The 26,019-nt window shown below is 62.7% G+C and carries 18 protein-coding genes; 8 read left to right on the plus strand and 10 right to left on the minus strand.

Annotation, left to right across the window (positions count from 1 at the left end):
- Window positions 1-18: 18 nt before the first annotated feature.
- The gene (locus FME97_RS06725) at window positions 19-1,653 is read left to right on the plus strand and encodes a S41 family peptidase (protein WP_141428472.1); all 1,635 of its coding nucleotides are present in this window, start codon (window positions 19-21) and stop codon (window positions 1,651-1,653) included.
- Window positions 1,646-1,882, plus strand: a complete 237-nt coding sequence (locus FME97_RS06730; protein ID WP_141428473.1) for a hypothetical protein — start codon at window positions 1,646-1,648, stop codon at window positions 1,880-1,882. Before FME97_RS06725 ends, FME97_RS06730 begins: the two co-directional genes overlap by 8 nt.
- Before the next feature lie 256 nt (window positions 1,883-2,138).
- Here the strand turns inward: FME97_RS06730 and deoC are convergent, their stop codons facing one another.
- From deoC to rpsO, 4 genes are all read right to left on the minus strand, one after another.
- Entirely contained in the window at window positions 2,139-3,020 is an 882-nt protein-coding gene (gene deoC / locus FME97_RS06735; protein WP_141428474.1) for a deoxyribose-phosphate aldolase, read from the minus strand.
- A 535-nt stretch (window positions 3,021-3,555) separates the two neighbouring features.
- On the minus strand, window positions 3,556-5,274 hold the full coding sequence (locus FME97_RS06740) for a hypothetical protein (RefSeq protein ID WP_141429978.1): 1,719 nt from the start codon (window positions 5,272-5,274) through the stop codon (window positions 3,556-3,558).
- Between the two features lie 232 nt (window positions 5,275-5,506).
- Window positions 5,507-7,714, minus strand: coding sequence for a polyribonucleotide nucleotidyltransferase (gene pnp / locus FME97_RS06745; protein WP_141428475.1), 2,208 nt, complete (start codon window positions 7,712-7,714; stop codon window positions 5,507-5,509).
- Between the two features lie 93 nt (window positions 7,715-7,807).
- A complete protein-coding gene (gene rpsO, locus FME97_RS06750; protein ID WP_141428476.1) occupies window positions 7,808-8,080 on the minus strand; it encodes a 30S ribosomal protein S15 in 273 nt (90 codons plus the stop codon).
- A 191-nt stretch (window positions 8,081-8,271) separates the two neighbouring features.
- Here rpsO and FME97_RS06755 point away from each other — a divergent pair, with 191 nt between their 5' ends.
- The 3 genes from FME97_RS06755 (at window position 8,272) to FME97_RS06765 (ending at window position 11,270) form a co-directional block, all read left to right on the plus strand.
- Window positions 8,272-9,285: an FAD:protein FMN transferase gene (locus FME97_RS06755; RefSeq protein WP_141428477.1), complete on the plus strand. Its 1,014-nt coding sequence runs from the start codon at window positions 8,272-8,274 to the stop codon at window positions 9,283-9,285.
- Window positions 9,286-9,297: 12 nt separating this feature from the next.
- Complete coding sequence (locus FME97_RS06760; RefSeq protein WP_141428478.1) at window positions 9,298-10,170, plus strand: YegS/Rv2252/BmrU family lipid kinase; 873 nt, start codon at window positions 9,298-9,300, stop codon at window positions 10,168-10,170.
- Window positions 10,171-10,346: 176 nt separating this feature from the next.
- A complete protein-coding gene (locus tag FME97_RS06765) occupies window positions 10,347-11,270 on the plus strand; it encodes an AraC family transcriptional regulator (protein WP_141428479.1) in 924 nt (307 codons plus the stop codon).
- 52 nt (window positions 11,271-11,322) lie between these two features.
- Here the strand turns inward: FME97_RS06765 and FME97_RS06770 are convergent, their stop codons facing one another.
- Entirely contained in the window at window positions 11,323-11,850 is a 528-nt protein-coding gene (locus tag FME97_RS06770; protein ID WP_141428480.1) for a DJ-1/PfpI family protein, read from the minus strand.
- Between the two features lie 166 nt (window positions 11,851-12,016).
- On the opposite strand from FME97_RS06770, the gene FME97_RS06775 reads away from it, so the two are divergent.
- Together FME97_RS06775 and FME97_RS06780 are read left to right on the plus strand one after the other, a co-directional pair.
- Window positions 12,017-12,364: a winged helix-turn-helix transcriptional regulator gene (locus FME97_RS06775; RefSeq protein ID WP_141428481.1), complete on the plus strand. Its 348-nt coding sequence runs from the start codon at window positions 12,017-12,019 to the stop codon at window positions 12,362-12,364.
- Window positions 12,365-12,478: 114 nt separating this feature from the next.
- The gene (locus FME97_RS06780) at window positions 12,479-13,096 is read left to right on the plus strand and encodes an Lcl domain-containing protein (RefSeq protein ID WP_162502065.1); all 618 of its coding nucleotides are present in this window, start codon (window positions 12,479-12,481) and stop codon (window positions 13,094-13,096) included.
- A gap of 121 nt (window positions 13,097-13,217) precedes the next feature.
- On the opposite strand, the gene FME97_RS06785 is transcribed toward FME97_RS06780, so the two are convergent.
- The 5 genes from FME97_RS06785 to hemW form a co-directional block, all read right to left on the minus strand.
- Window positions 13,218-14,432: a glycoside hydrolase family 57 protein gene (locus FME97_RS06785; protein ID WP_141428483.1), complete on the minus strand. Its 1,215-nt coding sequence runs from the start codon at window positions 14,430-14,432 to the stop codon at window positions 13,218-13,220.
- An 11-nt stretch (window positions 14,433-14,443) separates the two neighbouring features.
- The gene (locus tag FME97_RS06790; protein WP_317129388.1) at window positions 14,444-15,763 is read right to left on the minus strand and encodes a glycosyltransferase family 4 protein; all 1,320 of its coding nucleotides are present in this window, start codon (window positions 15,761-15,763) and stop codon (window positions 14,444-14,446) included.
- A gap of 150 nt (window positions 15,764-15,913) precedes the next feature.
- Complete coding sequence (locus tag FME97_RS06795; RefSeq protein WP_179954798.1) at window positions 15,914-18,088, minus strand: glycogen debranching enzyme N-terminal domain-containing protein; 2,175 nt, start codon at window positions 18,086-18,088, stop codon at window positions 15,914-15,916.
- A 106-nt stretch (window positions 18,089-18,194) separates the two neighbouring features.
- The gene (gene glgP, locus FME97_RS06800; protein WP_141428484.1) at window positions 18,195-22,445 is read right to left on the minus strand and encodes an alpha-glucan family phosphorylase; all 4,251 of its coding nucleotides are present in this window, start codon (window positions 22,443-22,445) and stop codon (window positions 18,195-18,197) included.
- Between the two features lie 147 nt (window positions 22,446-22,592).
- Window positions 22,593-23,705, minus strand: a complete 1,113-nt coding sequence (hemW, locus tag FME97_RS06805) for a radical SAM family heme chaperone HemW (RefSeq protein WP_141428485.1) — start codon at window positions 23,703-23,705, stop codon at window positions 22,593-22,595.
- Between the two features lie 420 nt (window positions 23,706-24,125).
- On the opposite strand from hemW, the gene pckA reads away from it, so the two are divergent.
- Entirely contained in the window at window positions 24,126-25,733 is a 1,608-nt protein-coding gene (gene pckA, locus FME97_RS06810; protein WP_141428486.1) for a phosphoenolpyruvate carboxykinase (ATP), read from the plus strand.
- The last annotated feature ends 286 nt before the right edge of the window (window positions 25,734-26,019 follow it).

Below are 26,019 nucleotides of genomic sequence, written 5' to 3' on the forward strand. Positions count from 1 at the left end.
CGCGGGCCGCGTCATGCGATGTACAGAAATTCGAAACATACGGTGATTTTCCCGCTGATCCTGTCGGCGGGCGTCGTGCTGGGCATCCTGCTCGGCCAATATCTCGGACGGCACGACACGGCGTCGCAGATCCGGGGGATGCTGAGCCACATGTCCGTGCCGTCCAACAAACTGACCTATACGCTGTCGCTCATCGAGAACCGCTACGTCGATTCGGTGTCGATGGATTCGCTCGCCGAGCACGTCATTCCGCTGCTCGTGCGGGAGCTGGACCCCCATTCGGTCTATATCCCCGCGTCGGAGATGGCCGCGCTGAACGAGCCGCTCGAAGGCGAGTTCGACGGGATCGGCGTGGTGTTCAACATGGCCACCGATACGGTGATCGTGCTGAACGTCATCCCTCACGGCCCGAGCGACAAGGCCGGCGTCAAGGCCGGGGACCGGATCGTCGAGATCGGCGATTCGCTCGTCGCCGGGCGGAAAATTCCTCAGAACGAGGTGGTGAAGATGCTGCGCGGGCCGCGCGGCTCGAAGGTCCGTCTGGGGCTCGGCCGGCAGGGGATCGACGGACTGGTGGAGGTGGAGGTCGAACGCGGCATCATTCCGATCCGGAGCGTCGAGTCGGCCTTCCGCATCGTGGACGGCATCGGCTATGTCAAGCTGGGGCAGTTCGCACGGACGACCGCCGGGGAGTTCCGTGCGGCGCTGGATACGCTGCGGGCGCAGGGAGTGTCGAAGCTCATCTTCGACCTGCGCGGCAACTCGGGCGGATTCCTCGACCAGGCCATCGCCGTGGCCAACGAATTCCTGCACGAGGGGCAGTTGATCGTCTATACGGAGGACCGCCGCCACGAGCAGTTGCGCGAATACGCCGACGGTACGGGATCGGCTCAGGAGATGGAAGTGGCGGTGCTCATCGACGAGGCCAGCGCTTCGTCGAGTGAGATTCTGGCCGGCGCCCTGCAGGACAACGACCGCGGCACGATCGTCGGCCGCCGTTCGTTCGGCAAGGGGCTCGTGCAGCAGCAGATTCCCTATGCCGACGGATCGGCCCTGCGGCTGACGACGGCCCGCTACTACACGCCGACGGGGCGTTCGATCCAGAAACCCTACACGATCGGCGACGACGAGAGCTACGAGGAGGATCTCTGGAACCGCTACCGGAACAACGAGTTCTTCTCGGCGGACAGCATCCGCTTCGCCGATTCGCTCAAGCGCACGACACCCGGCGGGAAGGTGGTCTATGGCGGGGGCGGCATCATGCCCGACGTCTTCGTGCCGGCCGACACGACCGACGTGACGAAGTATTTTATCGAGGTGGCGGGACGCAATATCCTCTACCGCTATACGATCGAATATGCCGACCGGCATCGCGACGCGCTGAACGCCGTGCGGACGATCGGCGGGCTGGACTCGCTGCTCGACGGCGACCGGAGGCTTTTCGACGATTTCATCGCCTATGCGGCCCGCAAGGGCGTCGCGCCGCGTTACGACGATATCGCCCGCTCGCACAAACTCATCGAGGCGCAACTGAGGGCCTACATCGGGCGCAACACGTCGCTCGAGGACGACGGATTCTATGCACAAATCTATCCCGTGGACGACGTGATCGTGCGGGCCATCGGGATTCTGAACGGAAAGCGGGATGATTAAGCGACTGATCGGCTGGATCGCCGCATTGGCGACGCTTTTCGCGGTCGCGGCGGCCGCGCTTCGGTGCGGCGAATACCGTTCGACGCTCTCGCTGCGTGCGGAGCGGACCGAAGCCTCCGCCGGCGTTCCGGGTGGGACGTTCCGTTCCGGTGCAGGGGAAACCTCCGCCCGGGAGGCGGAGAACGGGAGCCGCGGCGCAGTCGCTGCGGACTCCGTGTCCTCCCGCTGAGCCGGGAGCGGTTCCGCGCCTGCCGGTGCGGTTCTTTTTCGTTCCCGGATCGGTTCCGGGAAATCAAGAGCCCTGCAATGAAATTACCCCTGCGGCATTCGCTGCCGCAAGGGTAATTCGGTTCGTTTTCGGTTTTCTCCGAATCCGTTCGTATGCTCTGCCGCCTCTCTTTCGGACCGGACCGGGCGGATCGGACCGGGCGGATTTGCCGGAACCGTCGGATTTCTCCGAGGCCCTGCGGAGGGCGGTCGCCGGATTAGTAATATTTCACGGGTTTGCCTTCGATGGCCGAGAGCAGGTTGTTCGCGGCCGACGAGGCGCCGATGCGGAACAAGTCGGTCGTGAGCCATTCCCGGCCCAGAATCTCCTCGACGATCGTGTAGTACAGCGCCGCGTCCTCGGGCGTGCGGACCCCTCCGGCTGCCTTGAAGCCGACCTTGCGGTCCGTCTTTTCGTAATAGTCGCGGATCGCCTGACACATGACGACGGCCGCTTCGGGCGTCGCCGCCACGTCGATCTTGCCGGTCGAGGTCTTCACGAAATCCGCCCCTGCGAACATGGAGAGCAGCGAAGCCCGTCGGATCAGTTCCGGCGTTTTCAGCGCTCCCGACTCGATGATGACCTTCAGCACGACGTCTTCGTCCAACTCCGAGCGGATCACCTCCACTTCGTTGGCCGCCTCGTCGTATTCGCCCGTGAGCATTCGTCCCACGTTGAGCACGATGTCTATTTCGTCGGCTCCGTTCTCCACGGCCATCGCCACTTCGAGCGCCTTCACTTCGAGGTAGGTCTGCGATGCGGGGAATCCGCCGCCGACGCTCGTGATACGCATCGGCGTGCCGTCCACGGCCACACCGACGGTCTCGACGAACGAGGGGTAGATGCAGATCGACGCCACGTTGGGAATATGCGGGTATTTCTCGTAAAACTCCGCGGCCTTGCGGGCGAACTCCGTGACGGAGGCCACCGAGTCGTTGCACGAGAGTGTCGTGAGGTCGATGGCCGAGTAGCAGAATTTATAAACTTCCGCGTTGCGGTTGCGCTCCCCGGCGGCCTTGCGGATGCGGGCTACCTCTTCCTCCACGTGTTCCGCGCTCCATGCCGGGGCGTATTCCTTCAGGTGATTGGCGTATTCCATGGTATCGCTGTTTTCGACAAAATTAGAAAAATTATTCGATCTCCGCCCCTCTCCGGCCGGATTTATTTTCTGTTCCGGAGGCCTCTCCGGGCTTTCCTGCTTTCGGGAACGGCGTCCGGATTCCTTTTCCGAAGAGGCCGGGCTGTTTCGGGGGCGCTTCGGAATGGCATCCGCGGCCGTCCCCGGAGTCGTTGTGCGAGTCGTATCGGACATGGCGTCCGGGCGATACGTCCGGGATTGTTTCGGAATGGCCCCGCGAAGTCATGTCCGGGACCGCTCGATCCATATCCGTGTCGGCGGGCGTGTGCTTCTGCGCAACCGCCTGCCTCCGCACATTGCCCTCTCCTCTTATTTCCGTCTGTTTTTGCGTTTGGGGTTCCCCGCGGACGGCCGTCCCGTTGCTCTGCATTCCTGCCGCCATCCCTTTCCTGCGGCGCTCTCTCTTTTCCTTCGTATGCGTTTTCCCTGCAAAAAGAGAGCCCGGACCGCGAAGGTCCGGGCTCTTTCGCAGCGGAGATTCTCCGCCTCTTCCGAATTATTTCTTCAGTGCCTTCAGGTTCACGTCCTTGGCGGCCTTCTTGGCCAGCTCGGGATTCTTCGACGTAGCGCTCTTGAGCTGAGCCTCGGCGCTCTTCATGTCGCCTTCCTTCACGGCGATCACGGCGCGCAGGTAGTCGGCGTCGGCCGAATTGTCCTTGGCGATGGCCTTCTTGGCGCCGGCCAGGTCGTTCGACTGTACCAGTGCGATGGCGGCGTTGTAACCCTCGAGGTTCCGGGCAGCGGTCTTGTAGTCGCCCTCGGCGGCAGCCATGGCGGCCTTTGCCTGAGCGTCGGCGGCTGCGGTGTACTTCTTGGCCTCAGCGGTGTTGTTGTTGGCGAGGTTGGCCAGCAGGAGGTTCTTGTTCAGCTCCTTCGACGAATCCATCTTGGCGGCCTTCTCGAACGACTTCAGGGCGGCAGCCTTGTCGCCGACCTTCGTCTGGGCCACGCCGAGGTTGTTGTAAACGCGGGCGTCGTTGTACTTCTTCGAAGCGGCGGTCAGGATGGCTACCTGCTCCTTCGGGCAGTCGGTCAGCTCCTGAGCGGCGAAGAGGTACTCCTCGACGGTCAGCTCTCCGCCGTTGCGGTAAGCGGCCATGATCTCGGCGTCGGTCTTACCCTGCAGGTCGGTGGTGTTCACGATCTGCGAGCGGCGCAGCTCGGGCAGGATCTCCTCCTTCAGCTCGTTGAATACGGCCGACATGTTCTTGATTTCGCTCTCACGCTCGGCGGGCGAGTTGTAGAGGCTCAGCACCTGGAGAATGAGGTTCTTGTCCTTGATGTTCGACTTCTCGACCAGCTCCTTGAAACCGTCCCAGTCCTCGCCGTAGGCTGCGGCGTCGATATCGAGGCCCGAATCCTTGAGCAGCTTGGCGATCACCTTGTGACCCGATTCGCTGCGGGCTTTCGACAGCTTGTCGTTGAACTTCTCGGGACCGTCGGGCGAAGCGTAACCCTTCACGGCGATGTTCTGCGTTGCGCGGTCGTTCGTGAGGTTCTTGTCCACGTTCTCCTTGAATGCGCCGAGGTTGGCGGCCTTCTCGTGCTTCTTCGTCACGACCGACGAGTTGATCGTGTAGAGCAGGTCGGTCTTGTCCACTACGGTGGTGATGCGCTTGAAGTTGTTGTCCATCTGCTCCATCAGGTCACCGTATTTGATGTCCTTCTGCAACGTGTTCAGACCGTAGGCGACCGTCAGGCCGAACTCCTTGGCCAGAGCGGCTGCGGCAGCGTCGTTGCCGGCCAGCACGGCGGCCTCCTCCTTCGTGGGGATGGCGCCGGTGTTCAGGTTCACGAGCGTGAACTCCTTGCACTTGCCGCCCGGGCACTTGATCTCGGCGCGGAGCTGCAGGGCGCACTCGTCCATGCGGGGATCGTACGGGAACTCGACGTGCATCGTCACGTTGCCGCCGTTCTTCTTATCGACCACCGTGTAGTTGTCGTCCACCTTCGAACCCTGGTAGAAGTGAGCCGTGCCGGCCACTTCGCCGCCCTCGAACACGATGACGGGGGTTACCTTGACGACGGCCTTCGCGTTGAAGTACTTGACCGGGAAGGTTACGTTGATGTCGGCGGCCACGATGCCGTTGTTGAGCGTCAGAATCTCGGGAGCCACCGTCAGTTGGACGTCGTCCCGGTTCTTGGCCATTTTCTTGAAGCAGTTGCAGCTCGTGAATGCCAGCGCGGCCACGGCGAGCACCATGCTCAATTTCATTAGCTTTTTCATAATGGGTAAATTTTAATGTGATTTTTGGTTGTTTGCCTAATTTTTTTCTCCCCTGTTGTTCTCTCTCACTTCGGTTTTTCTTTTCCCGTCCCGTTCCGTCGGATGCATTTACGGTGACGGACAATGCAAATATAGAAAAACTTCCGTGAATTATGCAATTATTTCGGGCAGAAAAACTTTCAGGAAGTTTCCGCCCGAAATAATCGCTTGTCCGGTCGGGCTACTCCTCCTTGCGCTCGTGGCGTTCGCGGCGCTCGGGACGCGGGCGGCGCTCCCGCTCCACGTAACCCTCGGGCTTGGGCAGCAGGGCCTTGCGCGAGAGTTTGAGTTTGCCCGTCTTGGGGTCTATGCCGATCAGCTTGACGTCGATCTCGTCGCCCTCCTTCAGGCCGGTCTCCTCCATCGTCTCGAACCGCTTGTAGTCGATCTCCGAGATGTGGAGCAGGGCGTCCTTGCCGGGCATGATCTCGACGAACGCGCCGAAGGCCACGATCGAGCGGATCCGGCCGTGGTACGTCTCGCCCACCTCGGGGATGGCCACGATGGCCTTGATGCGGGCCAGCGCGCCGTCGAGGGCGGCCTTGTCGATGCCGAAGATGTCCACGATGCCCTTGTTGTCCTCCTCGGTGATGGTGATGGTGGTGTTCGTGGTCTTCTGGATGTCCTGGATCACCTTGCCGCCCGGGCCGATCACCGAACCGATCATGTCCTGCGGGATGGTGATCTGCACGATGCGCGGCACGCACGGCTTGTAGTCGGCGCGCGGCTCGGCGATGCACTCCGTGATCTTGTCGAGGATGTGCATGCGTCCCTTGCGGGCCTGTTCGAGCGCTGCGGCGAGCACCTCGTAGGAGAGGCCGTCCACCTTGATGTCCATCTGCGTGGCGGTGATGCCGTCGCGCGTTCCCGTCACCTTGAAGTCCATGTCTCCCAGGTGGTCCTCATCGCCCAGAATGTCCGACAGCACGGCCCATTTGCCCGTCTGCGAGTCGGAGATCAGGCCCATGGCGATACCCGACACGGGTTTCTTGAGCTTCACGCCGGCGTCCATCAGGGCGAGCGTTCCGGCGCAGACGGTGGCCATCGACGACGAGCCGTTCGACTCGAGGATGTCCGACACGACGCGCACGGCGTAGGGGTTCTCCTCGCCCAGCGGAACCATCGGCTTCAGGGCGCGCCATGCCAGGTGGCCGTGGCCGATCTCGCGGCGCGAAAGACCGCGTGCGGCCTTCGCCTCGCCCGTCGAGAAGGGCGGGAAGTTATAGTGCAGCACGAACTGCTCGGTTCCCTGTACGAGCACTTCGTCCTTGACCTTTTCGTCGAGCTTCGTGCCCAGCGTCACGGTGGTCAGCGACTGCGTTTCGCCGCGCGTGAAGATCGCCGAGCCGTGGGCCGCGGGCAGGTAGCCCACCTCGCACCAGATCGGGCGGATTTCGTCCGTGCGGCGGCCGTCGAGGCGCTTGCCCTCGTCGAGGATCATGTTGCGCATGGCCTTCTTCTGCACGTCGTCGTGGAAATACTTGTGGATCAACGGAGCCTTCTCCACGAGCTCCTCCTCCGTGTAGCGCGACGCGAATTCGGCCTCGAGGGCGTTGAACAGATCCTCGCGCTCGTGCTTCATCGTGCCGCTCGTGGCGATGGCGTAGGCCTTGTCGTAGAGCTCGCGGACGATCGTCTGACGCAGCTCCTCGTCGTTCACCTCGTGGCAGTAGGTGCGCTTGACGTCCTTGCCCAGCTCCTTCGAGAGCTCGATCTGTACGGCGCAGTGCTTCTTGATCTCCTCGTGCGCGAACTTGATGGCGCCGAGCATCACCTCCTCCGAGACCTCCTTCATTTCGCCCTCGACCATCAGGATGTTGTCGATCGTGCCGCCGACCATGATGTCCAGGTCGCATTCGGGCATCTCCGAGAAGTTGGGGTTGATGGCGTACTCGCCGTTGCGGCGCACGACGCGCACCTCCGAAATGGGACCGCCGAAGGGGATGTCCGAGACGGCCAGCGCGGCCGAAGCGGCCAGACCGGCCAGCGCGTCGGGCTGAATATCCTTGTCCGCCGAGATCAGCGTGACGGTCACATAGACTTCGGCGTGGTAATCCGAGGGGAACAGGGGGCGGAGCGCGCGGTCGATCAGCCGGGCCACGAGCACTTCGCTGTCATTGGCCTTGCCTTCGCGTTTCATGAAGCCTCCGGGGTAGCGGCCGCAGGCGGCGTACTTCTCCTTGTATTCGACCTGGAGGGGCATGAAATCGGTGTCGGGTTTTGCATCCTTGGCGGCCACCACCGTACCGAGCAGCATCGTGTCGCCCATCTTGACGACCACCGAGCCGTCGGCCTGCTTGGCCAGCTTGCCCGTTTCGATCTCGATCCGGCGTCCGTCGGCCAGCGTGATCGTTTTACGGACTGCGTTGTACAGCTTCTTTTCTTCCATAAAAATTTTAAACCTATGTGTGTTTCGATTGTTCGTCTTCAATGAAAATGAAGGCAACCCCTCTCGGGAATTGCCCTCATTTCTGCCTCGGGATTACTTGCGGAGGTTGAGTGTCTTGACGATCGCGCGGTAGCGCTCGATGTCCACCTCCTTGAGGTACTCCAGCAACTGGCGGCGCTTACCTACCAGGCGCAGCAGCGCGCGCTGGGTTCCGAAGTCGTGCTTGTTGCTCTTGAGGTGTTCAGTAAGGTGGCTGATACGGTAGGAAAACAACGCGATCTGGCTCTCGGGCGAACCCGTGTCGGTGTTAGACTTGCCGTACTTGCCGAAAAGCTCCTGCTTTTTCTCTGCTGTTAAATAAGCCATTGTGTGAAAGTTTATTTAAGTTCCACTCTACGACGCATCCCCCTTACCGTGGATAACGCCAGAGCGTTTTGCAAAGGTACGAAATAAATGGGAATTGCGCATGAAATGTGAAAAATTATTTCTCTTTTCGGGAGGAAAAGTAGCCGGATCGGCGGGAAAATCGTACTTTTGCGGCTAAACGGGTGAAAATTATGCTGAAAAAGAACCTTTGCGGCCTTTTCGCGGCGCTCTTCGCCGCGGGGTTCGCGGGCTGCGGCGGAGGGCCGCGTACCTATACGGTGGTGGACGGCACGATGCTCGGTACGACGCTGCACGTGGTGGCCGACGTCGAGGGGGTCTCGTCGCAGGAGCTGTACGCAGCCGTCATGGAGCTGGACCGCGAGGCCAAGGCCTCGATGTCGATTTTCGATCCGGCGTCGCTGCTGAGCCGGCTGAACCGCAACGAGACGGACAGCGTCGATCGCCATATCGCCTTCAACCTCCGCCTGGCGGACAGCATCGGGGCGTTGAGCGGGGGGCGTTACGACGTGACGGTCAAGCCGCTCGTCGAGGCGTGGGGATTCGCCGGCAAGGCGGCCCAGGCGCACCCGAACGTCGATTCGATCCTCGATTTCGTGGGCCGCGAAAAGGTCCGCATCGAACGCGGGCGGCTGGTGAAGAGCGACCCCCGCGTGCAGCTCGACTTCAATTCGGTGGCCAAGGGCTACACGGTCGATCTGCTGGCGGAGCTGGTCGAACGGTTCGGCGCCGAGAACTACATCGTGGACATCGGCGGCGAGATCCGCTGCCGGGGCGTCAATCGCACGGGCGAGGCGTGGCGGATCGGGGTGGAAACCCCCTTCGACGGCAACATGAGCGACGGCGAATACCTTCAGAAGCGGATCCGGCTGCGGGAGGGCGGGCTGGCCACCTCGGGCAACTACCGCCGCTTCTATCTCGACGCCGACGGCCGCAAGGTGGCCCATACGATTGACCCGCGCACGGGCCGCAGCGCCCTTTCGCGGCTGCTTTCGGTCACGGTCGTCGCGCCCACGTGCGCCGAGGCCGATGCGCTGGGGACCATGTTCCTGGCCATGGGGGCCGACGACGCGCTGGCGGCCGCGGAGCGGATGCCGGAGGCGAAGGTTTACTTCATCCTCGCCGGCAGCGGCGACACCTACGAGGAGTACGTCTCCCCGGCGATGGAACAACTGATTATGAAATAGCGCATACGGAATATGAAAACAGCCATTTTTCTCTACAATCCGCAGTCGGGCAAAGGGCGTATCGCCGCCCATGTCGAGGGCATCTGCACGGTGTTCCGCGCCTACGGATACGACATCCGCCCGCAGCGGGTCGATTTCGCGGCCAATCCGTTCGACGGCAACGAGTCGGTGTCGCTCATGGTCGTCGCGGGAGGCGACGGGTCGGTCAATTTCGTGCTCAACGCCATGAAGCGCAAGGGGCTGGACATTCCCGTGGGGGTGATTCCGGCCGGCACGGCCAACGACTTCGCCGGAGCGCTCGGCATGTCGCGCGAGCCGCTCGAAGCGGCGCGGCAGATCGCCTCGGGCGTGGAGGAACGGGTCGATTGCGGTCGTGTGAACGACCTTTACTTCGTCAATGTTTTCAGCTTCGGCATCTTCACCACGACCTCGCAGCGCACGCCCGACGACCGCAAGCACAGGCTCGGCAAGCTGGCCTATATCATCGAGGGGGCCCGGGAGATCGCCTCGATCCATGCCGTGCCGCTGGAGCTCGAGGCCGACGGCGTGCGGTTCGACCTGCGGTCGCTCATGGTGCTCGTCTTCAACGGCGAGACGGCCGGCGGGTTCCGCCTGGCGCGCCGCTCCTCGATCCGCGACGGGCTGCTGGACTGCATCCTGCTCGAGAAGCGGACCTTCCTGCGCTCGGCGATGGCGATGGGGCGCTACCTGCTGGGCGGCAACCCGAAGATCGTGCACCGCCTGCAGGCCCGGCGGCTCGAGATCCGTTCGACGGTCGCCGAGCCGACCGACGTGGACGGGCAGAAGGGGGCCGACTTCCCGCTACACATCGAGTGTCTGCCCGGCGGGCTGCGCGTCGTCTGCCCGCCGTCCGGGGAGAGATAGTCCGGCGCGGCGTCCGCTGCGCGGTGCGGTTCCGCCTCCGGACGGAGCGGCTGCCGGGTGTTTCCCGGGTGCGTTCGCGCACCGGAGATTTCCCGGGCGGACGGGGCCGTTTCGCCTCCGGAATTTTTGGATTTCCGGTCGAATCTTGTTATTTTTGTCCGCAAAGACCTCGATACATGGCGGAGAACGGCAAAACGGCGAAGGCGACGTCCGGCAGCGGGCGCGAAGGACTGCACAAAGTCTCCATTTCGCGGATCAAAAAGGAAATGAACGACGTGTTCTATCTGTCGGATGATCTGGTGATTACATCCCTTTCGGCGCAGAACAACACGACGGCCGACTACCCGGCCTCCATCGACGGCTTCTCGGCCATCATCATGATGACGGGCGAGGCCACCGTGTCGATCGACATGCAGAACTACCATGTCCGGCCCAACGCCATCGTCTTCTTCAACCCCAACAGCATCATCCGCACGGTGAAGTGCTCGTCGAACGCCGCGGCCTATTTCCTGGCCTTCTCCAAGTCGTTCGTCAATGAGATTCAGATCGACCTTTCGACGTCGCTGCCGGTGTACATGCGTTTCGGCAAGGCTCCCGTGCTGGAGGTGTCGCCGCAGGACGTGGAGGAGATCCGGCAACTGTTCCAGCTCATCAAGACCATGCTGCGCAGCGACAAGGAGCGCTACCGCCACGAGATCATCCGCACGCTCTTCACGACGGCGTTCTACATCATCACCGAGATCAACCAGCGGGACCGGCCCGGCGAGCTGAAGCAGGGCCGCTGCGAGGTGCTGTTCAACGAGTTCATGTCGCTCCTGCAACAGTACAACAAGCGCGAGCGCAACGTGAGCTTCTACGCCCGCCAGCTCAACATCACGCCCAAATACCTCTCGTCGGTGGTCAAGGAGGTGAGCGGCAAGACGGCGGCGCGGTGGATCGACGAATCGGTGATTCTCGAAGCCAAGACGCTGCTGAAATACTCCGGAATGAGCATTCAGGAGATCGCCTACCACCTGAATTTCTCGACCCAGTCCTTCTTCGGCAAATACTTCAAGCAACATACCGGAACCTCCCCGTCGCGCTACAAGCGCAAGGGGTGATTCCGGCGGTTCCGGGGCCTTTTCGCGGACACGGGCGGCGTGGATCGGAGCGCTATTTCAGCGCCTCCACGACCTTGCCGAGCAGTTCGGGGAGCTTGTGCTCCTCCTGCGCCGTGTAGAAGTTCCCGTCGATCTCGGTGGCGGAGTCCGTCGCCGCGGCGTGCCGCACGGCGCCTTTGGCCAGCGGATGCACGGTCACGCGTTTTCCGGCGGCGATGCCCGCGATGTCGAAGAGCAGTCCGGCGCCGCAGTGGCCGATCAGGAGTTTACCCTGTTCGGCGAAGGTCTTCATCTCCCCGAGCAGGGCGGCGTTCCACGGTTCGCCGGCGTGCTGCGCGAAGACCGGCACGGCGTCGCCGCAGGCGAACACCAGCGCACCGAACTCCCCTTCGCGGCCTTTCAGCTCGGCGATCGTGGCGTCCGCCGTGATCCGGACGCCCGAATTGGTCCGGATTTCCCGGCTGCCGGCGACGGCGAACAGGGTGAAGGGAATGTCGTTTTCGAAGAAGGTTTCCAGATACTGGAACAGGCCCGCCCCGTTCACGGGATCGACGGCCAGAACGGCTGCTTTCTTTGTCATGGTCGCAAGTGTTTGAATGATATGACGGTTATTTTCGGTAAGTTTCTTATATTTGCATACAAATATACGCCGGATAACCTTCCCGTGCAAGAAGTGACTTCCGGATGAGTAGGTTACGGCCGTGTAACCGTTGTTGGAAATCAAAGCGATGGAGACGAAAAAAAATTTGAACGATTTTCCGCCTACGGGCCGCTGTCCGGTCCGCGACGTGCTGAGCCGGCTGGGCGACAAGTGGTCGATGCTCGTGCTGATTGCGCTGCATGCCAACGGCGTGATGCGGTTCAGCGAGATTCACCGTTCGTTGGGCGACATTTCGCACCGTATGCTGACCGTCACGTTGCGGACGCTCGAGGCCGACGGCATGGTCGCCCGCACGGTGTACGCCGAGGTCCCGCCGCGTGTGGAGTACCGGCTGACCGTCCAGGGCGAGAGCCTGCTGCCCCATGTTTTCGGACTCGTGGAATGGGCGCGGGCGAATATGGAGGGGATTTTTGCGGATCGGCGGAAAAATTGATTATCTTTGTGTCGTCCGGATGCGGGACACCCTTTCCGTAAGGGAGTTATGTGCGGTCCGGCCTGGAAAACGGTTCGGGGTTCGCCCCGGATGCCGGATAAAAGGAGAGGAAAGATGAAATACCGAAAGAGAGTTGAGAAACCGCAGGGCCCCGTTTCCCCCCCCCTCATTTTTTGGGGCGGAGCGGGAAAGGCGTATGCCCTGCTGATCGCCGCAGGGCTGCTCGGCGCGTCGCCGGCCGGGGCCCGGAGTTACGGTAGCGGCCCCCGGGTGGAGGGTGGCCGGGTCGTCGTCACGGACGACGGATTTTCGCGCGACGATGCCCGGGACAACGGGCTGGCCGACCGGTTTGAGGTCGCCCGCGAGGACGCGCCGCGGGAGATGACCGCCGCGGAGGCCGTCGCTTTCTGCCGCAGTTATGCCGAAAGGCGCGACGATGCGGGCCGGTGGCGGGTTCCGACGCAGCGGGAGCTGATGCAGGCCGTGATCGTGCGGGTGCGCCTGACGGGGCTGGAACCGTTCGACAGCGAGGTGTACTGGAGTTCGAGCGCCGTACCCCGGCAGTTCGGAGAAGAGGAGCGTTACGGTGTGCACATGCGGACCGGATCGACGCTCTGGCTGCCGCTCCGCAAGACGGCCCGCGTCCGCTGTGTCCGCACCCTCGGCGAGAACGAGGTGCTGCAGGAGGCTGCGGACCGCGATGCCCGCAGCTACCGGGGGTTCCGGTATTGACCGGGCCTCGCCGGACGGTCCGTGCGGAGAAAAGGCCCGTCCGGAATCCGTATGCGAATGAAAAAACACCCCTGCCGCGCGCATGCCGGCAGGGGTGTTTTTTCGGTGTGTCCGCTCCGGGCTATTTCGCTTTGGCGGCCTTGGCGGCGACGGCCTTGTCCAGCTCGATGATGAAGTCGGCCAGTACGTTCATGTAGTTGATGAAGGCGTCGTAGGCCGAGTCGTAGGGATTGAAGTAGGAGTGCACGTCGCCGTCCGAAAGCCACTTCGTCGCCATGTAGTAGAAGTGGTCGGAGGTCTGCATGAAACTCCACACGTAGTCGAAGTCGGGATTTTTCAGCGCCGCGATCTTCTCCTTCTGGGCGTAGAGCTTCGAGAAGGCCTCGTTCTGCAACTCGTTGCCCAGCCAGGCCGTCACGTCGCGCTCCTCGTCGGCCCACGACATCACGTGCGGGCAGTGGAGCACCGAGACGGGCTGGTGCTTCTTGGCCGCTTCGCTGACGGTGGCGAACTCCAGGTCGTTCTTCTTGGCCAGGATCGCCTTCGGCAGGGCGCGCATGAACTCGAAGATGCCCGTGTCGGCTGTCTGGTGTTCGCCGAAGGTCTCGTAGTCCATGAAGAGGTTCACGACTTCGCCCGGGGTGTCCTCCGAGGCGATCCACTTCACGTACTTCTCCGCCGTTAGGGGCCACTGGTCCCAGCTGCGGTTCGAGAAGCGGAAGGCGATGTCGTCCGAGAGCTTGTAGTTGCGCAGCAGCAGGCGCAGCTTCTGATCGACGGCGTTGGCATAGACGTAGTTGGGCGACTTCCAGCCCAGCACGTGCTTGGCCCCTTCGGCCAGCATCGTGCGGAAGCCCATCGAGGCGACCATCGCGCCGATGTCGTCCGAATAGATCAGCTCCGTGTTGCGGAAGGCCGTGGGCTTCACGCCGAACTCCTTCTTCATGAGGTTCGTATGCAGCCGGACCTGTTCGGTGAAATCCTCCTTCGACGCCAGCGACGCCAGCGAGTGGGAGTAGGTCTCGGCCAGAAACTCCACGCATCCCGTGGCGGCCAGCTCCTTGAACGAGTCGAGCACCTCGGGCGCGTAGGCGCGGAACTGCTCGACGGCGATGCCGGTGATCGAGAACGAGCAGCGGAACTTGCCCTTGTTCTCCTTGATGAGCTTCAGCAGCAGCGCGTTCATCGGCAGGTAGCACTGCCGGGCCACCTTCTGCATGATGGATCGGTTCAGCAGGTCGTCCAGGTAGTTGTGATCCTTGCCCATGTTGAAGAAACGGTATTTCTTCAGGCGCCAGGGCTGGTGTACCTGGAAATATAAGCAGACGGTTTTCATAGCGGGTGGTGTTATTTTGTTTTTTTCTGATTCTCTTCGATAGCGGTCTCATAGACCGTCTTGATTTTCGCCGCGGCGTCGTTCCACTTGAGGTTCGTCACCTCCTCCAGCCCCTTCGAGGCGAACATTTTGCCCAGCGCGGGGTATTCGATGAGGGCGAAGATGGCGTCGGCCAGGGCGTCCACGTCCCAGTAGTCCACCTTCACGGCGTAGTCGAGCACCTCGGCCACGCCGCTCTGTTTCGAGATGATGACCGGGACGTTCGAGCGCATGGCTTCGAGCGGCGAGATGCCGAACGGCTCCGAGACCGACGGCATGACATAGACGTCCGACAACTGGAACATCTTGTGCACGTCCTCGCCGCGCAGGAAGCCCGTGAAGTGGAAGCGGTCGGCGATGCCGAGCCGTGCCACGCGGCGGATCACATGATTCATCATGTCGCCCGAGCCGGCCATCACGAAGCGCACGTTCGGGATGCGCCTGAGCACCTTGGCGGCCGCCTCGACGAAGTAGTCGGGGCCTTTCTGGTAGGTGATGCGGCCGAGGAACGTCACGATCTTGTCCTTCACGCCGCGTTCGGGCGCGGCGCCCGCATGCTCGGCGAAGCGCACGGCGTTGTGCACCGTCACGACCTTCCCGGCCGGAATGCCGTAGCGGTTGATGACGATGCTGCGCGTGAGGTTCGAGACGGCGATCACCCGGTCGGCGGCCTCCATGCCGGCGCGCTCGATGGCGTAAACCTGCGTGTTGATGTTCTCTCCGCTGCGGTCGAACTCCGTGGCGTGCATGTGCACCACCAGCGGTTTGCCCGAAACGCGTTTGGCGGCGATTCCGGCGTAGTAGGTGAGCCAGTCGTGGGCGTGGATCACGTCGAACTGCCCCTCCAGGTCGCGGGCCACCTGCGCGGCGACCACGGCGTAACGGGCGACCTCCTCCATGAGGTTGGCGCCGTATTTTCCCGAGAAGGTGTAGCGCTGTTTCCACGGGTCGGCCGTCGTCCAGGTCGTCTGGCCCGTTTTCACGTATTTTTCGTGGTAGGCATCGTACTCTTCGGGCGAGATGTAGGGGACCATGTTCGAGTCGATCTGGATGAACGCCATCCGGCTCAACACGTCGTCCGCGCCGCTCCCGGTCGAACCGTACAGGGCCTCCACGTCGCTGGCGTTCACCACGCGCGTGAAACGCTGGTCCTCGTCGCCGTAGGCGTGGGGTACGACGAACGTGACGTCCACGCCGTTGCGCGCCAGCCCGCGGGTCATTCCGTAGCAGGCCGTTCCCAACCCTCCCGCAATATGGGGCGGAAACTCCCAACCGAACATTAAAACTCTCATATCGAATAATTTGTTGTTATGCCGCCTGCGCGCGCCGATCCTTTCGCGCGCGTTTGCCGCGCTCCGGGATCAGGTCCCTCTCTGTGTCCTTCCCGTCCGGGGAAGGGCGCCGTCCGTCACAATCCTTTGTGCGCCCGGGCTTGTCGTTGCTTATTTCATCGTTTTTTTCTTCGTCCCGCCGGAGGGCGCCGTCGCTTTCCGGGCTTTTCCTGCGGCCGGTTCCGCAGCCTTCTTCCCGCTCTTCTCGGCGGTTTTCGCGGCTGATTTCCCGGCGGTTGCCGCTTTCGCGGCCGTGTCCTTTGCCGGCTTTCCGGGGGTCTTGGCGGCCTTCTCCGTTGTCTTTCCGGCTTTCGCCGCCGTTTTCCGCGTTGCGGAGCCCTTCGTCTTTTCCGGGGCGGGACGGCGCGTGAGCACCATGTGGTAAATCTCGAGCACCGCGCCTACGCTCCACGCCTGCGAGATCGCGCCGCGCGCCGCATAGGGAGGATCGGCGTCGTAGAGTTCGCCGATCGAACCGATGCCGTAGGACTGGATGTCCTCCTCGAAGTTCGCCAGAATCTCCTCGGCCTGCGGCAGGAACGAGTCCCCGTCGATGTCGAAGCAGGCCCTGACGTAGAAGGAGAGCAGCCAGGGCCATACCGAACCGTTCTTCGACGCGAAGTCCCGTTCCTCGGGCGTACCTTCCTGCGAACCCCGGTAGAGGGGGTTGCGGGGCGAGAGCGTCCGCAGACCCTTGGGCGTCAGCAGATGTTGGCGGACGGTGCGGATCACGTCGATCCGCATCCGGTCATCGACGGGCTTGTAGGGCAGGCTGCAGGCGAGGATCATGTTCGGGCGGATGCTCTTGTCGGGCCCCGTCTCGTCCACGTAGTCGGCCAGATAGCCTTCGGGCAGGGCGAACAGCTCCCGGAATGCGTTTTCGATGCGCTCCGGAAGAGCCTCCCACGCCTTGACGAAGGCTTTGTCGCCCTGACTGCGCGCCAGTTCGAGCGTGTAACGGACGGCGTTGTACCACAAGGCGTTGACCTCGACCTGATAGCCGTTGCGCGGCGTGACGGGCCGGCCGCCGATCATGGAGTTCATCCACGTCAGGGGAATCTCGTCGGACGACGCCCATACGAGCCCGTTGCCGTGCAGGGCGACCCGTCCCGCGATACCCCGGCGGTAGGCTTCGAGCACCTCCTTCATCGCGCCTCCGTAGCGGTTCCACACCGCCTCGTCGCCGATCGTCCCGCCGAGCCGCTGGAGAGTCCAGAAGAACCACAGCGGGGCGTCGGCCGCGACGGCCGCCGAGGCCGTTGCGGCGAACATGCCGTCGCGCATGTTCCGCACTTCGGTGTCGAGGACGTCGATGCAGTCCTCCTTGTGCTCTTGCAGCAGGGTGATTCCCGGCAGGGCGACGAAGCTCTGGCGTCCCGAGACGCCGTGCCACGGATAGCCTGCGATGACCTCCGTGCGGCCGCCCGGCCGGCGGATCACGAACTGGCGCGCCGAGTGCTCGAGGCAGCTCAGGAAGTCGATCTTGTGCGTGCGGCGTGCGATCGAGGCGGCGAATACCTCCTCGATGGTCTTCGTCGAACCCATCTCGTCGAGCGAGGCCGAGAAGATGATGCTTTCGCCTTTCTTCAGCTCCGTTTCGAAGTAGCCCGTGGTCATCAGATCCTCGTGCCCCTCGTAGCCGCGGGCGAGGTCCTGCAGGTATTCGAAGTTGTAGTACCAGTCGGGGGCCGGAACGAATTCCGTGCCGGGTTTGCTGGTCTGGAGGTAGAGCCACGGGAACGAGCCGTAGAGGCGGCACTTCACGCCGTTCACCGCGGGGTAGGAGTGCCCGTCGGCCTCCATGTTGGCGTGCGTCAGCGCGTGTTTGTCGCGGAAGGCGAGGAACGGGCGCAGCCGCAGCCGGGTCTCGGAGTGGGCGTCCACGAGCGTGTAGCGTATCATCAACTGCGTCCGCTTGTGGATCCACAGCATCTCCTTGCGGAGGATCACGCCGCCCACGCGGTAGGTGATCGTCGGGGTCGGCGTGTATTCGAAGTCCGTGATATACTTGTGTCCGCGCGGTTCGTACACTCCCGGGAAGCGGTGCAGGGCCAGGTTGAACGTCTGGTCGTGCTGGATGACCGTCTCGTCGAGCGACGACAGCAGGACGTAGGTCCTGCCGCTGTCGTCGATGGGGGCGACCATCAATCCGTGGTATCGGCGGGTGTTGCAGCAGACGATGGTGGTGCTCATGTAGCCGCCTATACGGTCCGTAGCGAGCATCTCCCGCTGGAGCGAGTACTCCAGGTTTCCCAATTCGCTTTTGTCGAAGGTAAGTGCTGACATATGCTTTAAAATACGGTTCGTCTTATAAAGATATTCGATTTTTCGGGATTTTGCAACCGGCGGATCGAAATTTCACACTTTTTTACCATACTTCATGCCGGGTGCGTCATGCCCACTTCACCAGTGCGAAGTCCATGCGGTGCGGCAGGTGCGGATTGCTGGGATAGACGCGCAGCGCCACGTCGTACGTGCCCGTCTCCTCGGGCGTGTAGTCGAGCGCATAGGTCACCTGCCGGCCCTCCACGCGGGTCCGCGCGAGCTGGATCGTCCGCGTGACGTTCACCGACTGTCCTCCGACGATCTGCTGCGCCACGACCATCTCCACGCCGATGTCCTCGGGCCGCAGGTTGGCCACGTCCACCGTCACGGCGAAGTGGTACTTCTCGCCCACGCAGACGGCCTCCTTGTCGATCATCACCCGCTCGACGTCCACCACGCGCACCTCGTCCCAGGCGGCCGAGACCTTGCGTTTCCACGCCGCGATCTCGCGAGCGAGGCGGTAGGTATCGGCGCACAGCTCGCGCTTGCGGGCGGCGAGCTTGTCGTAGAAGCGGTTTTCGTAGTCGGTGAGCATGCGGTTGGTGGTGAAGTTCGAGGCGATCTCCGCCACGCATTTCTTGATCGAGGCCACCCACTCGTGCGGCGTGCCCTGCGCGTCGCGGGCGTAGTATTTCGGGGCGATCTGCTCCTCGATGGTGTTGTAGATCATCTCGGCGTCGAGCTCGTCCTGATAGCGCTGCTCGGAGAAGGTACGCTCCATGGGGAGCATCCATCCGGCGCCCTCCTTGTAGCCTTCGACCCACCAGCCGTCGAGCACGGAGAACTGCATGACGCCGTTCATCACGCACTTTTCGCCCGACGTCCCGGAGGCTTCGAGCGGCCGGGTGGGGGTGTTGAGCCACACGTCCACGCCCTGCACCATGCGGCGGGCCAGCTCCATGTCGTAGTTCTGCAGGAAGATGATCTTGCCGACGAACTGCGGCATGGCCGACACCTCGACGATCCGCTTGATGAGGTCCTGCCCGGGCTTGTCGTTGGGGTGGGCCTTGCCCGCGAAGATGAACTGCACGGGGCGCTCCTTGTTATTGACGATCTCCGACAGCCGGTCGAGGTTCGTGAACAGCAGGTAGGCGCGCTTGTAGGTGGCGAAGCGGCGCGCGAAGCCGATGGTCAGCACCTCGGGCTTGATGCCCTCGATGATGCGGAGCATCTGGGCCGGCGATTCGAGCCGCACCTGGCTGGGGTCGCTGTACCGTTTGCGGATATGGCGGATCAGCTTGTCCTTGAGTTTCATGCGCTCGCCCCAGAGCTCCGCGTCGGGGACGGCGTTCACCTTCTGCCAGGCGGGGATGTCGTAGGTGTGTCCCTCGAATCCGTCGGCGAAGTAGCGGGCGTAGAGGCGGCGCATCGACGTGGCGATCCACGTCGGGAAGTGCACGCCGTTGGTGACGTAGCCGATGTGCAGCTCGTTCTTGAAGTAGCCGGGCCACATATTGCCCAGAATGTCCTTCGATACCTCGCCGTGGAGCCACGACACGCCGTTCACCTCCTGCGAGAGGTTGCAGGCCAGCACCGACATCGAGAACTTCTCGTTCGGGTCGTTGGGGTTGGTCTTGCCCAGGTTGATATACTGCTCCCAGGTGATGCCCAGCACGTCGGGATAGTGCGACATGTACTGGCGGATCATCGGCTCGGGGAAGGCGTCGTGTCCGGCCGGAACGGGGGTGTGCGTCGTGAAGAGCGACGACGAGCGCACGACCTCCAGCGCCTCCGAGAAGGAGAGCCTGCGGTGGTTGATCATTTCGCGGATGCGCTCGATGCCGATGAAGGCGGCGTGTCCCTCGTTGCAGTGATAGACGTCGTGCCGGACGCCCAGCTTGCGCAGGGCGCGGATGCCGCCGATGCCCAGCAGGATCTCCTGCTTGAGGCGGTTCTCCCAGTCGCCGCCGTAGAGGTAGTAGGTGATCTGGCGGTCCTCCTCGAGGTTGGCCTCGAAGTCGGCGTCGAGCAGGTAGAGGTCCGTGCGGCCCACCTGGCATTTCCAGATGCGCGCCGAGAGCGTGCGGCCCGGGAAGGCGATGGTGACCGTCATCCAGCCGCCGGTGTCGTCGCGCACGGGCGAAATGGGCAGCTTGTAGAAGTTCTGCGCTTCGTAGGTGGCCTCCTGCGCCCCCTGGGCCGAGAGCCGCTGCGTGAAGTAGCCGTAGCGGTAGAGCAGGCCCACGGCGGCCATCGGCACGTTCTTGTCCGAAGCCTCCTTGAGGTAGTCGCCGGCCAGGATGCCCAGACCGCCCGAATAGATCTTCAGCGACGAATGGAGTCCGTACTCCATTGAGAAGTAGGAGATCGTCGTGGTCTTCGGGTCGGGCTTTTCGTTCATGTAGTCGCGGAACTGCGTGTGCACGGCGTCGAGCTGCGCGAGGAAGTTCGGGTCGTGCTCGAGCTCTTTGAGCCGTTCGACGCTCAGCTTGTCGAGGAAGGCGATCGGGTTGCGGTCCGAAGCGGCCCACAGGGCGGGGTCGATGCCTTCGAACAGGTCGCGGGCGCCGGGATTCCAGCTCCACCAGAGGTTGCGCGACAGCTCCTCGAGGGCGTGCAGCCGTTTGGGCAGCGTCTTATCGACCATCATGCGGTTCCAGTTGGGCTTTTCGACGAAAAGCTGCTGACGCACGAAGTTGATCTGTTCGGTCTTCGACCCCCCGTCGTCCAGCACGGCGCGGTTGGTCCGCACGACGGAGCTCTCGACCGCCTCGGAATAGGCCTGCTCGTAGGCCGGGTAGAGGTGCTCCCAGAGCGCCGTGGCCGAGAGGTCGGCGGCCGAGACGCGCACTTCGTTCACGTGCTTGTCGTCGAGCGCGGCGAAGCGCACCAGCGCGTCGGCGATCTGCTCCTCCACCTCCCGGTCGTTGTAGTCGTCACGGCGGATCACCTCCACGCCGGCGTGCTCGCGGTGCTTTTCGGCCCAGATGCCGAAGCCGGCCAGCGTCGTGGTGATCGTCGGCACGGAGAAGGCGATCGACTCGAGCGGCGTGTACCCCCACGGCTCGTAGTAGGAGGGGAAGACCGTCAGGTCCATGCCCGCGAGCAGTTCGTAGTAGTCCTTGTCGAAGATGCCGTCGGCCCTGTTGAGGTAGGTCGGCACGAAGATCACCTTCACCTTCGATTCGGGCGTCGTGAGAATGCTGTCCTTCAGGGCGTTCACGATCGGGTCCCATGCCGGATTCTCCAGCAGGTGAGTCGAGTGGGCGTACTGTGCCGGGTCGATGGGCTGCGCGGGATCGGCCAGATGGGCCTGGAGGTCGGGGCGCGGGCCGCGGTTGCCGGCCGGCACGGTGATATAGGCGAGCACCTCGCGCCGGAGCTTGTCCGACGCCGCGAGCTTCTTGAGCGACTCGATGAACACGTCGATGCCCTTGTTGCGGAATTCGTAGCGGCCGCTGGTCCCGACGATCAGCGGCTCGGAGGCGAACCTGCATCCCAGGCACGCCTCGGCTACGGCGATCAGGGCCTTGCGGGCCTCGTCGCGCTTGGCGTAGTACTCCTCGCCGGTCCATACGAAGTCGTTCTCGAAACCGTTGGGCGTGATACCGTCCGGTTCGCGGCCCAGGAGAAACTTGCATTCGTTGGCCGTGATGTCGCTCACGGTGAGGAAGGCGTCGTGGTTCGCCGCGGCGGTCTTTTCGATCGAGTGCTTGGCCGTGACGTTGAACTGGCGGGCCAGTTCGTCGGCGTTGAACTTCGCGAGGTCGCTGTAGAGCGGCAGGCGGTTCCCGGCGATGCAGCGGCCCATGACCGTGGCGTGCGTGGTGAACACCGTGGCCACGTAGGGGGCGTATTTGCGCAGGTAGAGGCCTCCGGCGGCCGACATCCATTCGTGGAAGTGGGCGACGATCTTTTCGGTCGGGGAGCAGAAGGTCTTGACGTAGGAGGCGATCACCGTGCCCGCGGCGTAGCCGAAGAGCACCGGCTCGATGTAGTCCCACTGCCCGGAGAGCGAATCGACGTGGTAGCTCTCCCAGAGCTTGGTGAGGATTTCGTCCTTGCGCGGGATGAGCGAGGTGAAGTCCACCAGCACGGCCAGCGGCTCGCCCTTGATCTTCCAGCGGCCGATGCGGATGCGCAGGCCCTCCGAATAGACCGCCTGACGCCAGGCTTTGAGCAGGGTCTGGTCCTCCTCGAACTCGGGATTCGTCCCTTCGTGCGAGAGGTCGGGGCCGATCAGGATGTAGCGGTCCCCGAATTTCCGGGTCACGGTCTGGGCCTTGGTCGAGATGACGGTGTGGATGCCGCCTACTTTGTTGCATACCTCCCAGCTTGCCTCGAACAGGAAGTCGGGAGCGAGTCTTGCGTTGCTCATATTCTTTTCTTTACTTGTATGTGCTGAAACGGGCTGAATTCGGGGGCAAAGGTAATACTTATATTTATAAAAACAATCCGAATCCGATCTTATTAAAAATATTTAATAATAACTTAACGTTTCTGTTTCACTTGGTTGCGTCGGCTGTTATGTTTCGAAAAGCGTTTCGATCACCGCATCCGACAGCAGCATGCGCCGGGGCGGAACCGCCAGCCGTCCCCCGCGGATCTCGGCCGCGCCCGTCTCCGTCCACGGGCGGACCTCCCGGACGATCCGCGCGGTCCGTTCCGCCCCGAACAGCGCTTCGGTCTCGGCGAGGCCGATCCCTTCGGCGGTGCGCAGCCGCGTGAGGAGGTATTCGTTGAAGCGGTCCCGTTCGGAAAGGGTTTCGCTTCCGGGTTCGGCGCCCCCGATGTATTGCGTAACGGAAGCGACGTTCCAGTGACGTTCCCGCCCGTCGAACGAGTGGGCGGCGGGGCCGATGCCCAGATACTTCGCGCCGTGCCAGTATGCGGCGTTGTGGCGGGCGCGGAATCCCGGGCGGGCGAAATTCGAGACCTCGTAGTGTTCGTATCCCGCGGCGGTGAGCGTATCGTGCACGAGGCCGAACTCCGCTTCGCTGACCTCCTCCTCCACCGGCGCGAAGTCGCCCCGCGCGGCGCGGCGTCCGAAGGCCGTCGCGGGTTCGATCGTCAAATGGTATGCCGAAATGTGTTCGGGGCCGAGCGCCAGCGCCGTGTCGAGCGACCGCCGCAGCGTGTCGCCGCCGAATCCCGGCACGCCGAAGATCAGGTCGATCGTCAGGTTCCCGAACCCGGCTTCCCGGGCCCGTCTCACCGATTCGGCGGCCTGCGCCGCCGTGTGGCGGCGGTTCATCAGCTTCAGACACGCGTCGTCGAAGGACTGTATGCCGATCGAGAGGCGGTCGATGCCGGTCCGGCGGAGCGCCTCCAGGTATGCCGGCGTGAGGTCGTCGGGGTTGGCTTCGAGGGTCGTCTCCTCGACGGCCGAGCAGTCGAACAGCTCCGCGGCACGGGCCAGCAGCCCTCCGATCGTCTCCGGCGGACAGAGCGACGGCGTGCCGCCCCCGAAATAGCGCGTGCGGACAGGTTCGCCGCCCAGATAGTCGCGGCGCGCTTCGAGTTCGCGGCGCATCGCCTCCGCGAGCGGCTCCATGCGGTCCAGTTCGACGCTCTTGTAAAAGTCGCAGTAGGCGCAGACGCGCTTGCAGAAGGGAATATGGAAGTAAAGACCGGCCATAACTATCAAAGATAACGAAAAATTCCGGATCCTGTTGCCGTTTCCTCCTGATTTCCTCCGGTCCGTTTCCGCCCGGTCCGTCTTTTCCGGGTGTTTCGCTCTCTTCCGCACCGCCGTGCGGGCGGTCGCGCCTTCCGGACCATCCTGCTCCGGCGGATGGCGCGGACCGTGGGCGGCGGGGCGTTTGCGGACGAGGGGGCGGCCCCCCCCCTCGCGGGCCGGGGCGACCTGCGTATGTATTTGCAGGTTAAACCTATATGCGTATCGGAAAAAATAATAAATATTTTTCGTAATTTTTACTGTTATTCTTTTCACAAGAATAAAAGTTTTTCTACCTTTGTGCCGTCGGATTCCGCACATACGGAAGTGCGGCGTGCGACGTTGGAAAGAGAGTGGATTTCTAATTAAATATCAATTGCTATGGACAAGATGGATCTGAAAAAGTACGGGATCACGGGCGTGACCGAGATCGTGTACAATCCCTCGTACGACGAGCTGTTCCGTGAGGAGACCAAGAAAGGCCTGCGCGGCTTCGAGAAGGGTCAGTTGACCGACATGGGCGCCGTGAACGTGATGACGGGCGTCTATACCGGCCGTTCGCCCAAGGACAAGTTCTTCGTGATGGACGAGACCACCAAGGATACGATCTGGTGGACCTCCGACGAGTACAAGAACGACAACAAGCCCGTGACGAAGGCTGCGTGGAAGGAGCTGAAGAAGATCGCTTCGAAGGAGCTGTCGGGCAAGAAGCTCTACGTGGTGGACACCTTCTGCGGCGCCAACGAGAACACGCGTCTGAAGATCCGCTTCATCATGGAGGTGGCCTGGCAGGCTCACTTCGTGAAGAACATGTTCATCCGTCCGACGGACGCCGAACTGGAGAACTACGGCGAGCCCGACTTCGTGGTGCTCAACGCCTCGAAGGCCAAGGTGAAGGAGTACAAGAAGCTCGGCCTGAACTCGGAGACGGCCGTCGTGTTCAACCTCACCGAGAAGATGCAGGTGATCATCAACACGTGGTACGGCGGCGAGATGAAGAAGGGTATGTTCTCCTACATGAACTACCTGCTGCCGCTCAAGGGCATCGCTTCGATGCACTGCTCGGCCAACACGAACGAGAAGGGCGAGACGGCCATCTTCTTCGGTCTGTCGGGAACCGGCAAGACCACGCTTTCGACCGATCCGAAGCGTCAGCTCATCGGCGACGACGAGCACGGCTGGGACGACGACGGCGTATTCAACTTCGAGGGCGGCTGCTACGCCAAGGTCATCAACCTCTCGAAGGAGAATGAGCCGGACATCTGGAACGCCATCCGCCGCAACGCCCTGCTGGAGAACGTGACGGTGGACAAGAAGGGCAAGATCGACTTCGCCGACAAGTCGGTGACGGAGAACACCCGCGTGTCGTACCCGATCTTCCATATCGACAACATCGTGAAGCCCGTATCGAAGGCTCCGGCCGCCAAGAAGGTGATCTTCCTTTCGGCCGACGCATTCGGCGTGCTGCCTCCGGTTTCGATCCTGACTCCCGAGCAGACGAAGTACTACTTCCTCTCCGGTTTCACGGCCAAGCTGGCAGGTACGGAGCGCGGTATCACGGAGCCCACGCCGACCTTCTCGGCCTGCTTCGGCGCCGCCTTCCTGTCGCTGCACCCCACCAAGTACGGCGAGGAGCTCGTGAAGCGCATGCAGCAGTCGGGCGCTACGGCCTACCTCGTGAACACGGGTTGGAACGGCACGGGCAAGCGTATCTCGATCAAGGATACGCGCGGCATCATCGACGCTATCCTCGACGGCTCGATCGACAAGGCCCAGACCAAGACGCTGCCGATCTTCGACTTCAAGATCCCGACCGCTCTGCCGGGTGTGGATCCCAAGATCCTCGATCCGCGCGACACCTACAAGAGTGCCAAGGATTGGGACGTGAAGGCCGAGGACCTCGCAGGTCGCTTCGTCAAGAACTTCACGAAGTTCACCGGCAACGAGGAGGGCAAGAAGCTCGTGGCTGCCGGTCCGAAACTGAAATAATCGCCGCCCGGTCGATCCGGGTCGCCGGCGGGAGGTCCTTCGGGATCTCCCGCTTTTTCGTTCCGGGGCGGCATGTGAGGTGCGGACGGTCGGAGTCGCCGTTCCGTTGCATCGTTTTCCGGTCGGTCCGGGCCGTCACGACCGTTCCCGCCCTTCCGGTCGCATCGGGGCCGTCTCGGAGATTTCGGGCGTGCCGGAGGCGGGATGCCGGTCGGAAATTCCGGCGGCCCGGCGCATGTCCGGCGTTTTTTTCTATCTTTGCGAAAAGGGCCGCATCGTCGCGGCC

Source organism: Alistipes dispar, from assembly GCF_006542685.1.
Taxonomy (GTDB): domain Bacteria; phylum Bacteroidota; class Bacteroidia; order Bacteroidales; family Rikenellaceae; genus Alistipes; species Alistipes dispar.

Coding starts and splice junctions, on each gene's coding strand:
- hemW (WP_141428485.1), bottom strand. CDS start 23,705: ATGGCCGGTCTTTACTTCCATATTCCCTTCTGCAAGCGCGTCTGCGCC.
- FME97_RS06730 (WP_141428473.1), top strand. CDS start 1,646: ATGATTAAGCGACTGATCGGCTGGATCGCCGCATTGGCGACGCTTTTC.
- FME97_RS06740 (WP_141429978.1), bottom strand. CDS start 5,274: ATGAAATTGAGCATGGTGCTCGCCGTGGCCGCGCTGGCATTCACGAGC.
- deoC (WP_141428474.1), bottom strand. CDS start 3,020: ATGGAATACGCCAATCACCTGAAGGAATACGCCCCGGCATGGAGCGCG.
- FME97_RS06755 (WP_141428477.1), top strand. CDS start 8,272: ATGCTGAAAAAGAACCTTTGCGGCCTTTTCGCGGCGCTCTTCGCCGCG.
- FME97_RS06785 (WP_141428483.1), bottom strand. CDS start 14,432: ATGAAAACCGTCTGCTTATATTTCCAGGTACACCAGCCCTGGCGCCTG.
- FME97_RS06790 (WP_317129388.1), bottom strand. CDS start 15,763: ATGAGAGTTTTAATGTTCGGTTGGGAGTTTCCGCCCCATATTGCGGGA.
- FME97_RS06725 (WP_141428472.1), top strand. CDS start 19: ATGTACAGAAATTCGAAACATACGGTGATTTTCCCGCTGATCCTGTCG.
- pnp (WP_141428475.1), bottom strand. CDS start 7,714: ATGGAAGAAAAGAAGCTGTACAACGCAGTCCGTAAAACGATCACGCTG.
- rpsO (WP_141428476.1), bottom strand. CDS start 8,080: ATGGCTTATTTAACAGCAGAGAAAAAGCAGGAGCTTTTCGGCAAGTAC.
- FME97_RS06760 (WP_141428478.1), top strand. CDS start 9,298: ATGAAAACAGCCATTTTTCTCTACAATCCGCAGTCGGGCAAAGGGCGT.
- pckA (WP_141428486.1), top strand. CDS start 24,126: ATGGACAAGATGGATCTGAAAAAGTACGGGATCACGGGCGTGACCGAG.
- glgP (WP_141428484.1), bottom strand. CDS start 22,445: ATGAGCAACGCAAGACTCGCTCCCGACTTCCTGTTCGAGGCAAGCTGG.
- FME97_RS06765 (WP_141428479.1), top strand. CDS start 10,347: ATGGCGGAGAACGGCAAAACGGCGAAGGCGACGTCCGGCAGCGGGCGC.
- FME97_RS06795 (WP_179954798.1), bottom strand. CDS start 18,088: ATGTCAGCACTTACCTTCGACAAAAGCGAATTGGGAAACCTGGAGTAC.
- FME97_RS06780 (WP_162502065.1), top strand. CDS start 12,479: ATGAAATACCGAAAGAGAGTTGAGAAACCGCAGGGCCCCGTTTCCCCC.
- FME97_RS06770 (WP_141428480.1), bottom strand. CDS start 11,850: ATGACAAAGAAAGCAGCCGTTCTGGCCGTCGATCCCGTGAACGGGGCG.